This window comes from Streptomyces sp. Y7 (genome assembly GCF_043195415.1).
Lineage (GTDB): Bacteria > Actinomycetota > Actinomycetes > Streptomycetales > Streptomycetaceae > Streptomyces.
Genome location: NZ_JBIDDQ010000001.1, coordinates 293,976 through 306,838 on the forward strand (window position 1 = coordinate 293,976; position 12,863 = coordinate 306,838).

The following is a 12,863-nucleotide window of genomic DNA, read 5'->3' on the forward strand; positions in this document are numbered from 1 at the left end:
ATGGGCAATCCCGAGGCCTCCGCAGCGGTCGGCGCCTACCGCACCCTGGTGCCGGTCGGCCTCAGACGCCGCATCGCGCGCCGCGTACCGCTACGCCTGCGCATGGTGCTCAAGCAGCTGCTGCGCCGCCTGCACACGCTGAATCTCGGCGCCCGTATGGTGCGCGGCGCCCGGGCCCGCCGCCGCTGGCCGCATTTGTTCGGCGCGGGGCAGCGGCTCGCCGCCCTCTCCGGGCACGGCTCGCGGATCGCACTGGTACGGCCGACGGTCTCGCCGCTCGGCCTGCGCGAGGCCAACCTCGAACTCGTCGTCACCGCCCTGGAGGAGATCGGCGTCGACCACTTCGCCGTACGGGGCGCCTGCGACTTCCGCTCCTGCATCGCCGTCGCCGAGGCCGACCGGGACCAGATCAGCCGGGTCCTGGCGCGGGTCGCCGAGCGCGGGCCCGTCTATCTGCGGGCCTGCCGGGGCGAGTCCGCGCAGGGCCGCGCCGTGCTGGCCGGGTCGCGGGCCGGCCGGCAGCTGACCCGGCAGGCGGATGTGCTCCGTGTCGGCATGGTGTGGAGCGACCCGGCCGGATCCCTGGTACTCGGTCTGGAGTACGGCTGCGACATCGAGTTCTGGCGGCCCGAGGACGGCCGGCTGCACGCGCCGCGCCCCAACCGGGTCACCGAGGACGTCGCCCTCGACGAACCCCGCGTCACCGTGCCCATCAGCCGGCTCACCGGCTTCTCCGCCCTCCACACCCGCCGCACCCGCTCGGTGCGCACCATCCGGCCCTGCGCCGACCCGCTCCCCGAGGACGTGCGCTTCCCCGTCGACGTCGTGTACACCTGGGTCGACGGCAGCGACCCCGCGTGGCAGCGGCGGCGCGGCGCGTACGGCGAGAACGGCTACCACACCGAGTCCGCGAACGCGGCCCGCTACATCAGCCGCGACGAACTGCGCTACTCCCTGCGGGCGTTGGAGCAGAACGCCCCCTGGGTACGCCATGTCTTCCTGGTGACGGACCGTCAGCGCCCGTCGTGGCTCAACGACGGCCACCACCGCATCACGGTCGTGGACCACTCGGAGATCTTCGAGGACCCGGCGGCGCTGCCCACCTTCAACTCGCACGCCATCGAGAGCCGGCTGCACCACATCAAGGGCCTGTCGGAGCACTTCCTCTACTTCAACGACGACATGTTCCTGGGCAGCCCCGTCACCCCGCAGGACTTCTTCCTGTCCAACGGCATGACCCGCACCTTCTTCTCCCCGTCCCAGGTGCCCCGCTGGGACCTGACCCCCGTGGACCGCCCGGTCGACGCGGCCGGCAAGAACAATCGCCGCCTGCTCCAGGACCACTTCGGCACCGCCATCGTGCAGAAGCTGCGGCACGCCCCCTACCCCCTGCGGCGCAGCGTGCTCGCGGAGATAGAGCGCGAGTTCGCCGGGGAGCACCGCGCGACCTCGCACAGCCGCTTCCGCAGCGCGAGCGACATCTCCATCCCGTCCTCGCTGTACCACTACTACGCCTACTTCACCGGACGCGCCGTGCCCTCGGACATCACCTTCGCCTACCTCGACCTCGCCAAGCCCGAGATCCAGCGCCGGCTGGGCATCCTGCTGGCCCGCCGCGACCGGCAGGCGTTCTGCATCAACGACACGCTCTCCGACGGCCACGACGTGGAGCGCCAGACACGGATGCTCAGCACGTTCCTGCGCGCCTACTACCCGGTGCCCAGTCCCTTCGAGCGCAAAGAGGGCGAGGTCCGGTGAAGATCTCCTTCCTGATCAACAACATCTACGGCATCGGCGGCACGAACCGCACGGTCATCAACCTCGCCGAGGCGCTGTCCGTCCACCACGACGTGGAGATCGTCTCCGTGTTCCGGCGGGCCACCGCCACCAAGTTCGAGATCTCGCCGCGTGTCACCGTCCGCGCCCTGGTCGACCTGCGCCCCGGCTCCACCGACAAGGAAGCCGCGGGCAGCGACGAACCCAGCGAAGTCGTGCCGCGCCAGGAGGAGTTCTACGCCCAGTACAGCCGCTTCACCGACGTCCGCATCATCCGCGACCTTCAGCGGACCACCGCCGACGTGGTCGTCGGCACCCGCCCCAGCCTCAATCTCTTCGTCGCCGCCCACACCCGCGACGGCGCCCTGCGCGTCGCCCAGGAACACATGACCCACCTGGCGATCCCGCTCGCGGTGCGCGAGGAGATGGCCCGGGTCTATCCGCGCCTCGACGCGATCACCACGGTCACCGACGCCGACGCCCGTTCCTTCAGCGAGAACACGCCGATCCCGGGCATCCCCGTCGTCGGCATCCCCAACAGCGTGCCCGAGCCGGCCGTCGCCCCCTCCGACTGCTCACGCAAGATCGTCGTCAGCGCCGGCCGCATGCACGAGATCAAGCGCTACGACCTCCTGATCCGCGCCTTCGGCCACCTGGCCGACGAGTTCCCCGACTGGCAGCTGCGCATCTACGGCGACGGCGGGGAGGCCGGCAAGCTGCGCGCCCTGGTCACCGAACTCGGCCTGACCGGACGGGCACTGCTCATGGGCGGCTTCTCTCCCATCGAGTCGGAGTGGGCCAAGGGATCCATCGCGGCGGTCACCTCCAGCGCGGAGTCCTTCGGCATGACCCTGGTCGAGGCGATGCGCTGCGGACTGCCCGTCGTCTCCACCGACTGTCCCGTCGGCCCGCGCGAGATCCTGCGCGACGGCGAGGACGGCTTCCTCGTGCCCAACGGTGAGGTCGAGGGCATCGCCTGGGGCCTGCGGCGTCTCATGGCCGACGAACCACTGCGCCGCACCATGGGCGCCGCCGCCCTGCGCAACGCCACCCGCTACGACCCCGCGGCTGTCGCCGTTCGCTACGTGGACCTGTTCGAGGACGCCGCCCGGCGCCGCAGCGCCGCCCAGCGCGGCTACCGCGCCCCGGCGGGGGCCCGCAGGAGCGGCCCGGTCCGGCTCACCGTTCCGCCTGTCTCGCTCGGCGCGGCCACCGTGGACGTCGTCGCCGACGACGCCGGCTGGCTGCGGCTGTCGGCCGACGGACCCGAAGAGGGCCGACGCCGCTGGCAGTTCGTGCTGCGCCACAAGCCCGCGGACGGCGACCGCCGGCCCGACCTGCCCCTGCGCACCACCCGCAAGGACCTGGACCACGGCGGCACCCGCTACACGGCCGTCGTCGCCCCCTCCGCCCTCGACGAACTCGGCGACGGACGCTGGCAGGTGACCATGAGCGCCCCCAAGTCCGCCCCCGTCCATATGAAGGCCGGTGTCCGCGACACCCGCGCCCTCATCGACGCCCGCGCCCGGCTGATCGCCCGCCCCCCGGCCGGCCCGATCGGCTGGAACCTGCCCTACGCCCAGCCCAACGGCCGGCTGATGCTGCGCACCGTCGTACGCGAGGAACACGCCGAGTGCACGCACGTCGAGTCGGCCGACGGCGCCATCACCGTGCGGGGCGTGCTGACCGGCGGGGGCCGTATCGAGCCCGGTGCGCTGTTCATCGTCAGCCGCCGCGGCCGCCACGCCCGTACCTTCTCCGTGCCCGTCGAGGTCCTCGGCCGGCAGGCGTTCCGCGCCGAGGCACCCCTGCGGCACGTCGTCGACCACCGCCTCGAGCGCTGGGAGGACTGGGACTGGTGGCTCCAGCCCGACCCGTTCGACCGGCGCAAGGTGCGCGTCTGCCATCTCCTCGAGGACTTCCCCGACGTCAAGGGCGCCTATGTCCACCCCTCCGTCCCGCTGACCGGAGACGAGGTCTCGCCCTACGCCGTGGTCCATCCGGCCCGCCCGGTGTGGGTGCGGCCCTACTGCTCCGCCTCGGGCGCCATGGCCATGAACGTGGTCGACCGATGAGCGCTGCCCACCCCGACGGCCGAGGAGGGCCGATGACCGAGTCCACCCGCTCCATCCTGCACATCGTCGCCCACCAGGACGACGACCTGTACTTCATGAACCCCGATCTGGTGCGTTCCCTGCAGGACGGCGACCGCATCACCACGGTGATCGTCACCGCGGGCGAGGGCGACGGCGTCAACGTGGACACCGCCGAGCCCCAGCGCGCCGCCGTCGCACCGGACTTCGCCCGCTACAGCACCGAGCGCGGCTGCGGGCTGCGCTCCGCGTACGCCCGTATGGCCACCGGCGACCGCGACCACCCCTGGCGGCGCGAACCCGTCGACCTCGTCCCCGGGTTCGCCGCGGAGCGGTTCACCCTTGCCGGCCACCACGACGTGTCTCTTTACTTCCTCCAGTTGCACATGGGGGCGCCCACCGAGCGCGGCGTCCGGACCCGGCTGCACGACCTGTGGGAGGGCGCCCTGCGCACGCAGGCCACGCTGCCCGTGCACGGCTGCACCGTCGGCGAGGTCCAGCACATCACCCGCGACCAGGTGATCGACGCCCTGACCGCCCTCCTCGGACATGTCCGGCCCACCACGGTGCGCACCATGGACCCCGATCCCGAACACGACGGCGGCCGCGCGGAGTTCGTCTGCTCCGACCATGTCGACCACACGACCACCACCCAGTTCGCGCTCGCCGCTCTCGCCCGGCACCGGGAGGCCGGCCACAACCCGGTCGTCGAGCACTACCGCGCCTACGCCAACCGTTTCTGGGGCTACAACCTCGACTCGGCCGCGATCACGGAGAAGGCCGAGTACCTGGCCACCTACGGCGGCCTCGACGCCCCCTCCGTCTGCCCGCACGGCACCTGCCGGACCTGTGGCGACCGCCAGTTGGGGCCCGACCCGTACCGCAGTACGCACATGATGAGCGCCGCGTACCGCTACTCGCCGACCACACACTGGCTGCGGCTCGGGCCGGGCGGACGGCTCAACGCCTTCGGTGTACTGGCCGGGCGGCTCGCCTTCTGGACGGAGACCGGTCCCGCGAGCGGCGAGTGGAAGGGCCCCTTCGCGCTCGGTGACGGCTGGATCGCCCCCACGCTCGCCGTCACCGGCCTGCCCGGCGGCCCGGCCGAACTGATCGGGCTGCGCCGCCAGAACGTCGTCGGCGGCGGGGCCACCGTCGATGTCGTGCACACCGTGCAGGACCCGGGCGGGAACGGCTTCAGCGGCTGGCAGACCCTGCAGAACCCGGACTGGGCGCACGGCGACGGACGCCGGCAGCGCGAGGCGGGCGTGCCGTCGGCGGCGGTGGACGCGGCCGGCCGGCTGTATGTCTTCATCCGCAACTTCGACCAGGGCATCAGCTGCAGGCGTCGCGAGCCCGACGGCACCTGGCTGCCCTGGGAGGACCTCGGTGGCAGCTTCGTCCAGGACGCCGGAACCGCCCTTGCCACCTCACGCGGAACCGTCGAGCTGTATGTGCCGGGCAAGAACTCTGTCTGGCGCTGGCACCAGACGGAGCCCGGCGGGCCGTTCCTCCTGGACGACACCCTGCAGACGGGCCGGCCGGCGACCGGCGGCATCACCGCCGTCGACTCCGGCGACGGCCGCACCTGCCTCTACTTCCGCGAGGCGGGCACCCAGCAGGTGATGGCCTACCGCCAGCACGCCGACGGCCGCTGGCCCGGCTCGGGTGCGGGGCTCGGCGGTCACGGCGGCACGGGCGCGGTGGCGGCGTTGTGGGCTCCCGAACGTGGCGCCCGCGAGGCGTTCCTGGCCCATCGCGGCCACCGCGGCCGCCTCGTCACGTCCCTGCCCGACCGGGACAAGAACGTCTCCGGCACCCACTGGCAGGAGTCCGGCGCGATGTTCGCGCAGGCCCCGGCGATGGCGTACGACGCGACCGGCGCCCTTGTCGTGGCCGTCGTCGGCACGGACGGCGAACTGCACGTCCGCCGCCAGCTGTCACCGTCGGCGGGCAGCCCGCTGGGGCCGTGGCGGCCGTAGAGATCCCGCTCAGGTGAACGACAGAGGGCCTCCGCCGAAGCGGAGGCCCTCTTCCCACGCTCCGAACGTGGGCTCAGGTTCAGCGCTCAAGCCTTGGCGTGGCGATGCCAGGTCATCCTTCGCTGGGCGGCATGGTGGGCCGGCTCCTGCGAACTGCCGCGCTGCTGACGCCGCAACCACAGTGACGTCATGAACGACAGAGCTGTAAAGATCACTAGCAGGACCAGCGATACCCACATCTGTCGGCTCCCGGGGTCGTCCCGCCCCGCCAGCACCGCCGCAGCGGCCCACAGGACGGCACCTCCGGCGTAAGCAATACGGATCCGGCGGAGTTGCCGCAGGGCTCGTGTCGATTCCGCGTGATCGGTTCCCGGTGTCATGTCGACGCAGGTACCCCGAAAATCCGCCTGCCATCAGACCTCGGCCACGCCTCTGCCGTTACGGGCCAGGACTGCCTTGACGATGTCCGTGCTGCGGATGGTGCCGCAACGGGCCCCGGCCGAACCGCGGAGGGGGTCACACGACGGCCACGGCGTCGATCTCCACGAGGAACCCGGGACCCAGGCCGGCCACGACGTGGACGGTGATGGCCGGCGGCGGGTCGGCTCGGTTCCACACTTCCTGGAAGGCGGCTACGCCCTCTTCGAACGTGTGGCCGTCCACGACGGCGATGTTCCAGTGGACGATGTTCGCCAGGCCTGCCCCCTCGCTCTCCAGGACCGTCGCGAGGTTCCGGAACGCCTGCCTGGCCTGCTCCCCGACCGTGGGACCGACGACCTTGCCGTCGGCGTCGACACCGTTCTGCCCGCCGATGTAGATCGTCTTCGCCGGATGTTCGACCACGACGGCCTGACTGAACGCCGGGCTCCGATGCAGCCCGTCGGGATTGATGTGCCGCACACCCATGTCCTGCCCTCCTTCGAGAACGAAACCGGTTATGGAGGTTACCTTCGTAACCACTTATAGTGGTGTCATGCGAGCGAGCGCAACCGGACGGGTGTTGCACGACCCCAAGGGAGGGTCGTTCCATTTCGACGCCGGAGCCACCTGCCTGGACTTCGCGCACACCGGCGGCGAAGGCCGGTACGCGGTGTTCGAGACCCTCCACGAGCCCGCCGACCTGGGTGAATGGCTGGCTCAGCCTCCGCCGGCCGCGGTCATGACCGTGCCCGTGACGGCCCGCGAGCTGGCCGCGGCGAAAGCCCTGCGTCAAGCGATCTGGGACGCCGCGCACGCCCGCGCGGCGTGTCGCCCCCTACCGGGCGAGGCGGTCGCGATCATCAATCGCGCCGCGGCCGCGGCGCCGCTGGTTCCCGAACTCGCCACCGACGGCACGACGACGGGATGGGCGCCACCGGTACGGGCCACGCACGCGCTGTCAACACTGGCGCGGGAGATGATCGAGCTGCTGTCCGGTCCGCTCGCCGGGCGTATCCGGGAGTGCGCGGGCGACAACTGCCCCCTGGTGTTCGTGGACTCGTCCCGTCCGGGCGCCCGGCGCTGGTGCGCGATGGAGCGCTGCGGCAACCGCCACAAGCTCCGGGCTCACCGCGCCCGACAGGCCGGGGATTCCTGACACACCCTCCGGATTCCCGCCGATGGTGCAGGAGATGAAGGAGCGAAACCCAGCGGCCGGGCCTGGCGTTCAGAGGGCCACTCGACGCCTGCCGGGCCGGCCGCGGCCGAGCACGTGGTGGTCAGCCGCCGGGGATCGCGTCTCTCCACCCACGCTCGCCCCCACAGACGGCGCTCCTCCTCCCTCGGAGCCCATACGACGTCCGAATCTCCCGCGCCGAAGGTCATCACCGGGCGCTCGTCGCTCCACTCGTCCCATCCGGGGTCCCCTTTCGCGGCGAAGGACGTCCACGCGGTGTGCATCGTGGTGGCCAGGGCGCGTGGCGCCGCGTCGCCCGTGAGGGCGCGGGTGTCGGGTGTACTTCCCCTCGCGTGGTCGAAGCGCTGCGCCGACGAGGGTCCGTCGGCCTGCCGGCCGGTGCTTTCGTGAGGCGGCGGCACCGGCCGGTCAGGGAGGAGTGTCAGGTGGCGATGGTGGTGACCGGCTCCACGCCGTAGGTGCGGGCATAGCCGTTCTCCACGCCCACGAGCAGGTCCACGACGTCGAAGTAGCGGTCCCAGAAGGGGGTTTCGCGGAGCGCGTCGATCAGCAGCCGGTAGGCGTCGTGGTCGTCCGCCTCCCAGACCCAGACGTCGGTGACGCGCGCCGAGTAGAACTCGGTGTCGTAGAAGCGGGAGCGGACCCCGCGGGTGCGGGCCTCGATCACCGGGATGACCTGGGTGGTGAAGGCCTCGATACGTTCGGCCACGGTCATCGCCAGCCACTCGGGCGTGGTCTTGACCAGCATGAACGCGGTGACCTGCGGCTCGGTTCGGTCAGTGGACATCGGCTGCCTCCGGTGTGTCGAGGACGGCGGGCTTGAGGGTCTGTGCGCACCACTGCGCGAATCCGGTGGCCGGGTGTGACTGCGGCGAGCGCTCGACGCCCGCGTCCAAGCCGTCGTCCTTGGCACGCTTCATGTCGACCATGCCCTCGACGAACGCCTCGTTGAGGCCGTGGCCGAGCAGGGTCGCGCGCAGTTCGTCGAGCGGCCGGCGCTCGTAGCGGACCGGGCGGCCCAGTTCCGCGGTCATGATGCGAGCCAGGTCGTTGGGCGAGAGGTCCTGCGGGCCGAGCACCGGGACACTGCCGACTCCGTTCCAGGAGCGGTCCAACAGAAGCCCGGCCGCCGCCGCGGCGATGTCGGCCACGGCCACCAGCGGGGCCGGACGGTCCGCGGCGACGGTGTCGGTGAAGAGGCCGTGGTCACGGATCGAGTCGGCCTCCTCCAGCAGATTCTCGAAGAAGGACGGGTTGGCCAGGGCCCGGTAGGCGACGCCGGAGTCGGCGATCAGGTCGTCCATGGCGAGGGAGGCGGTGACCAGCCCGGCCCGGGCGGCCTGCGCAGTGCCGCGGCCGAGCGCCGAGACGCCGACGACATGGCCGACTCCGTGGGCGGCGAACGCCCGCGCGGCAGGGCGGGTGAACCCGCTGTACGCCTCGTCGGGCGTGACCGAGGCGTCCGGTGGCACCAGCCAGAAGACGGCGTCGGCCCCGCGGAAAGCGCGCTCCACGGTCGCGGCGTCTCCGTGTGAACCGGTGACCACCTCGACTCGTCCGCGCACGGCCTCGGGAAGCCGGGCGGGATCGCGGACCACGACACGCACCTCCTCTCCGTGCGCGGGAGCGGCCTCGACCAGCAGGGACAGCAGCCGTCGGCCGATGTTCCCGGTGGGCGCGGTAATGACGATCATGAATACCTCGCGGTCTGTGTCGGATCGGTACAGCCCGTTCATCGTGCGAATCCGAACCGCGTTGCCACAATGGGAACTTGAGCATCCAATCATTGCCTGGAATGGAATAATGCCGGTGAGCAGCCCACTTCCGAACCTCGACGCCAACCTCGCCGTCGCCCTCGACGCCCTTTTGACCGAGCAGAGCGTCACCCGTGCCGCCGCGCGGCTGCACACCTCCCCCGCGGCGATGAGCCGCACCCTGTCCCGGCTGCGCCGGGTGCTGCAGGATCCGCTCCTGGTACGCGCCGGACAGACGATGGTGCCCACGCCCCGGGCTGAGGAGCTGCGGGACGAGGCCGCCTCGGTGGTGCGTCGGCTGGAGGCGCTGCTCACCCCGAGCGGCGGGATCGACCTCGCCGCGCTGCGGCGCACCTTCACCGTCCAGGCCTCGGACCTGGTCGGCGCGGCGCTTGCGCCGGGTCTGCTCGGGCTGGCCCGGCGCCGGGCACCGGGGGTGTCGCTCCGGGTGCTGGCCGAGGAGTGGGAGGCGGGCCCCGCCCTGCGCGAGGGCCGGATCGACCTGGAGATCGGGTCCATCGACCACGTGGATCCGGAGACCCGGGTCGAAGAACTGGTCACGCTGCGGATGGCTGCCGGTGTCCGGGCCGGGCACCCGCTCGCCGAAGGAAAGCTGACGCCGGCCAGGCTGGCCGCGGCCGAGCACGTGGTGGTCAGCCGCCGGGGTCGGTTCGCCGGCCCACTGGACGCGGCCCTGGCCGAGGAGGGGCTCAGCCGGCACGTCGGCGCCGTCCTGCCCGGACATCTGGCGGCGATGGCTCTGGCCGCGGCCGGTGACGTGGTGTGCCTGGTGCCGACGTCGCTGCCGGGCGAGCCCCCTTCACCGATCAGCGACGCGGCGCACGCGTTGGGGCTGCGCCTGCTGGATATCCCGCTGCCCTTGCCACCCCTGACGATCGGCATGGCCTGGCACCCTCGGCACAGCGCCGACGGGGCCCACCAGTGGCTGCGCGGCGCCGTGCGCCGGGTGCTGCGTCCGGTCGGGGAGGCTCAGCCCGCGGCGCCGAAGTAGGCCTTGGCGACGGCGTAGGTGTCCTCGTAGAGGTGGTAGCGGGTGATCCGCCCGTCCTGGACCGTGGTGTGGAGGGCGAACGCGGTGTCGATGTCCCGGCCCGTCTTCCTGACCTCGGAGACCATGCGGCCGATGAGCACCACGTCGTCCCCTTCGGTGATGATCTGGCGCAGGTCGAACTCCTTGGCCTGCACATGGGTCTGCAGCAGCTCGAAGAACGTCCGCATGCCCTGCGCCGAGTCGACCTCCGGTACCCACGGAATGCCGGGAGGGTGCGGAATGGAGAACGACACCGAGTCGGCGAACAGTGCCGCCGCCTCCGCGCTCTTCCCCTCGGCTAGCAGCGAGAACAGGCGCTGCACGGTCTGGGCCGGTGACTCCGCCGTCATGTGTGTCGTCCTTACGGGTCGGGGGTGCGGTGCGAGCCCATCGGGCCTTCGTTCACGAACACGGCCGTGCCGACGGTGCGAGGAAGCCGCGAGTCCGCCGAGCGGGGCCGGGCCGGGCTGCCGTACTGGAGTGCACGGGCCCTTATGGCGGTCCCTCAGCCCAGTTGCTCGGCGAGTCCGACGACGATGTCCTCGGGGCCACGGACGTAGCAGAGCCGGTAGACGTTCTCGTACTGCACGATCTCGCCGACGAGTTCGGCACCGTGGGCCCGCAGTCGGGCGACGACGTCCTCGATGTCGTCGACGGCGAACATGACGCGACGGAGGCCGAGCGTGTTCGCCGGCGCGTCCTTCGGCTCGGGGGTGATGGCCTTCGGCCGGTGGAACTTCGCCAGCTCCACTCTCCCGTGGCCGTCCGGGACCCGCAGCATGGCGATGTCCTGCCGGACGTCGTCGAGCCCGATGACGCGCTCCGCCCCGCGCCATTCGAGTGGCCCCTTGCCCTCGAGCTCCATGCCGAGTTCGACGAAGAACGCGATGACAGCATCAAGGTCGTCGACGACGATGAGGACGTTGTCCAACCGATGGATCGCCATGCCGGCCCTCCTTCGTAGCGCAGGCGCACGGCCACAGTAGCGGCTGCAGCGACCTCAGCCGCAGCGGCCGCTCTGACGGCGCCTCACACGCTGAATCCGCCTCCTCTCCAGGCAGACGCGGAGCGGTCACACGGGCTGCCGGAGGGCGGCGTCCTCATGGGTGTAGACCTCGGCGCGGTCCACGCTCACGAACGCGGCCGTGGAGGAGGAGTTGCGTTCCCCGGTGACGCGGACCTGTAGCGTGTGCGCGCCGTACGGCAGGCGTGGGCTGAGGTACTGGAGCGTCTCACCGGTGCGGATCGCTCCGTGGAAGTCGACGCGTTGTTCGGCACCGCCGTCGATGCGGATGGCCGCGATGCCGTTTCCTGTGTCCTTCACGGACAGCAGCGCGATCCGGGTCCCGGTGAAACTGAACGTCGCGGTGTTGCCGGCGCGGTCGCTCCAGTGATCGTCGCTCCAGAAGCACTGCGCCGCGCAGCCGGTGCCCGAGTTCCAGGCGCCCTGGTACGTCACCGTGCCGTTGCCGCTGGAACGGCCGTCGTCGTTGATCCAGTGGTTGCCGGAGCCCGGGTCGCCGGAAGGCAGGTCCTGTGTGGCGCCCAGGGCGAGAGGGGTGCCGAGGTCGGGGCTGCCGTCGGCACGCCAGCCGATCTTCTGGGCCCGGGTCGTGCGGTTGTCGTAGGTGAAGACGGACGTGGTCTTGGCGTGGTAGATGATCCAGTCCTCCGTTCCGTCGGGGGAACGGAAGAAGGCGTGGTGGCCGGGGCCGAACACGCCCCGGGCGTCGTTGCGCGAGAAGACGGGCCCGCTGTGCTGGGTCCAGTTGCCGGGCACCAGGGGGTCGGCGCCGCTGGGCAGGGACATCATCCACACCTGATAGTCGGGCTTGCCGGTGTCGCACGCCGAGTACGTCATCCACGTGCGGCCGTTGCGGTACAGGAACTCGGGGCCCTCACGCACCTCGGGGCAGCCTCCGGCGCCGTCGAGGGCGATGGCGTTGCCGGAAACGGTGTACGGGTTCGACATCGGCGCGATGTTCAGGCCGTTGTGCTGATAGGCGTTGATGCCGCTGTAGGCGAGGTAGAGCCTGCCGTTGTGCTGGAGGATCCCGGGGTCGATGGCGAAGTCGTCGGCGTGGTTGGGCGGGGTGAGTTTCGCCTTGAAGTGGTAAGGCCCCGTCGGGTCGTCGGCCTGCGATTCGAGGACGTACAGCCGGTGGTGGTCGTCCACTCCGTCATCGGCCGTGTAGTACATGTACCAGCGGTTGTTGAAGCGGTAGAACTCGGCTGCCCAGATGTGCTGGTTGCGTGTGGCGTCGGTGTCTCTCCACACCGTGATCGGGTCGGTCGCGAGCAGGGTGCTCAGTGAGGAGGAGCGCCACATCTTGATGCTGTCGCCCTGCGTGGTGGTGAGGTGATAGGCCCCGTTCGCGTAGGTCATGAACGGGTCGGGTCCGGTGTTGAGCGGATTACGGAAGGTTCCCGCTGCGGCTGCGGTGGCCGGTGCCGCGAATGCCGTGCGGTCGTCGGCGGTGGCACGCTCAGGGGCGGTGGCGGTCGCCTGCGGTATCCAGATCAGGCTCACGAGCAGGGCGAACAGGACGGTCACCAGGGAGGTGACGGAACGGGCGCGCATCGGCGACTCCC

11 protein-coding genes are annotated in these 12,863 nt (G+C 71.2%); 5 read left to right on the forward strand and 6 right to left on the reverse strand.

Features of this window, described 5'->3' with window-relative positions; translation table 11 throughout:
* The 3 genes from ACGFW6_RS01220 to ACGFW6_RS01230 are packed head-to-tail and all read left to right on the forward strand — an operon-like array spanning nt 1 to nt 5,851.
* Nucleotides 1-1,758 (forward strand): stealth family protein, encoded by a 1,758-nt coding sequence (locus ACGFW6_RS01220; RefSeq protein ID WP_393505037.1) that lies wholly within the window; start codon nt 1-3, stop codon nt 1,756-1,758.
* Nucleotides 1,755-3,851, forward strand: coding sequence for a glycosyltransferase family 4 protein (locus ACGFW6_RS01225; RefSeq protein ID WP_393503152.1), 2,097 nt, complete (start codon nt 1,755-1,757; stop codon nt 3,849-3,851). The genes ACGFW6_RS01220 and ACGFW6_RS01225 overlap by 4 nt, the downstream gene beginning before the upstream one ends.
* A gap of 32 nt (nt 3,852-3,883) precedes the next feature.
* Nucleotides 3,884-5,851: a hypothetical protein gene (locus ACGFW6_RS01230; RefSeq protein ID WP_393503154.1), complete on the forward strand. Its 1,968-nt coding sequence runs from the start codon at nt 3,884-3,886 to the stop codon at nt 5,849-5,851.
* 516 nt (nt 5,852-6,367) lie between these two features.
* On the opposite strand, the gene ACGFW6_RS01235 is transcribed toward ACGFW6_RS01230, so the two are convergent.
* Nucleotides 6,368-6,757, reverse strand: coding sequence for a RidA family protein (locus ACGFW6_RS01235; RefSeq protein ID WP_393503155.1), 390 nt, complete (start codon nt 6,755-6,757; stop codon nt 6,368-6,370).
* 67 nt (nt 6,758-6,824) lie between these two features.
* On the opposite strand from ACGFW6_RS01235, the gene ACGFW6_RS01240 reads away from it, so the two are divergent.
* Entirely contained in the window at nt 6,825-7,427 is a 603-nt protein-coding gene (locus tag ACGFW6_RS01240; protein ID WP_393503157.1) for a CGNR zinc finger domain-containing protein, read from the forward strand.
* Between the two features lie 460 nt (nt 7,428-7,887).
* Here the strand turns inward: ACGFW6_RS01240 and ACGFW6_RS01245 are convergent, their stop codons facing one another.
* Both ACGFW6_RS01245 and ACGFW6_RS01250 read right to left on the reverse strand, forming a co-directional pair.
* A complete protein-coding gene (locus ACGFW6_RS01245) occupies nt 7,888-8,253 on the reverse strand; it encodes a darcynin family protein (RefSeq protein ID WP_393503159.1) in 366 nt (121 codons plus the stop codon).
* A complete protein-coding gene (locus tag ACGFW6_RS01250) occupies nt 8,243-9,160 on the reverse strand; it encodes an NAD(P)H-binding protein (RefSeq protein WP_393503160.1) in 918 nt (305 codons plus the stop codon). The genes ACGFW6_RS01245 and ACGFW6_RS01250 overlap by 11 nt, the downstream gene beginning before the upstream one ends.
* A gap of 109 nt (nt 9,161-9,269) precedes the next feature.
* Between ACGFW6_RS01250 and ACGFW6_RS01255 the strand changes: the two genes are divergently transcribed.
* A complete protein-coding gene (locus tag ACGFW6_RS01255) occupies nt 9,270-10,232 on the forward strand; it encodes a LysR family transcriptional regulator (RefSeq protein ID WP_393503162.1) in 963 nt (320 codons plus the stop codon).
* On the opposite strand, the gene ACGFW6_RS01260 is transcribed toward ACGFW6_RS01255, so the two are convergent.
* The 3 genes from ACGFW6_RS01260 to ACGFW6_RS01270 all read right to left on the reverse strand — a co-directional run bounded on the left by ACGFW6_RS01260 (nt 10,211) and on the right by ACGFW6_RS01270 (nt 12,852).
* On the reverse strand, nt 10,211-10,621 hold the full coding sequence (locus ACGFW6_RS01260) for a nuclear transport factor 2 family protein (protein ID WP_393503164.1): 411 nt from the start codon (nt 10,619-10,621) through the stop codon (nt 10,211-10,213). The two genes, ACGFW6_RS01255 and ACGFW6_RS01260, sit on opposite strands and share 22 nt — an antisense overlap.
* A 155-nt stretch (nt 10,622-10,776) precedes the next feature.
* A complete protein-coding gene (locus ACGFW6_RS01265) occupies nt 10,777-11,217 on the reverse strand; it encodes a VOC family protein (protein ID WP_393503166.1) in 441 nt (146 codons plus the stop codon).
* A gap of 126 nt (nt 11,218-11,343) precedes the next feature.
* Nucleotides 11,344-12,852, reverse strand: coding sequence for a glycoside hydrolase family 43 protein (locus ACGFW6_RS01270; RefSeq protein WP_393503168.1), 1,509 nt, complete (start codon nt 12,850-12,852; stop codon nt 11,344-11,346).
* Nucleotides 12,853-12,863: the final 11 nt, after the last annotated feature.

Excerpts from the sequence above, each read along its gene's own strand:
- ACGFW6_RS01220 (WP_393505037.1), top strand. The coding sequence starts at position 1 with ATGGGCAATCCCGAGGCCTCCGCAGCGGTCGGCGCCTACCGCACCCTG.
- ACGFW6_RS01230 (WP_393503154.1), top strand. The coding sequence starts at position 3,884 with ATGACCGAGTCCACCCGCTCCATCCTGCACATCGTCGCCCACCAGGAC.
- ACGFW6_RS01235 (WP_393503155.1), bottom strand. The coding sequence starts at position 6,757 with ATGGGTGTGCGGCACATCAATCCCGACGGGCTGCATCGGAGCCCGGCG.
- ACGFW6_RS01240 (WP_393503157.1), top strand. The coding sequence starts at position 6,825 with ATGCGAGCGAGCGCAACCGGACGGGTGTTGCACGACCCCAAGGGAGGG.
- ACGFW6_RS01245 (WP_393503159.1), bottom strand. The coding sequence starts at position 8,253 with ATGTCCACTGACCGAACCGAGCCGCAGGTCACCGCGTTCATGCTGGTC.
- ACGFW6_RS01250 (WP_393503160.1), bottom strand. The coding sequence starts at position 9,160 with ATGATCGTCATTACCGCGCCCACCGGGAACATCGGCCGACGGCTGCTG.
- ACGFW6_RS01255 (WP_393503162.1), top strand. The coding sequence starts at position 9,270 with ATGCCGGTGAGCAGCCCACTTCCGAACCTCGACGCCAACCTCGCCGTC.
- ACGFW6_RS01260 (WP_393503164.1), bottom strand. The coding sequence starts at position 10,621 with ATGACGGCGGAGTCACCGGCCCAGACCGTGCAGCGCCTGTTCTCGCTG.
- ACGFW6_RS01265 (WP_393503166.1), bottom strand. The coding sequence starts at position 11,217 with ATGGCGATCCATCGGTTGGACAACGTCCTCATCGTCGTCGACGACCTT.
- ACGFW6_RS01270 (WP_393503168.1), bottom strand. The coding sequence starts at position 12,852 with ATGCGCGCCCGTTCCGTCACCTCCCTGGTGACCGTCCTGTTCGCCCTG.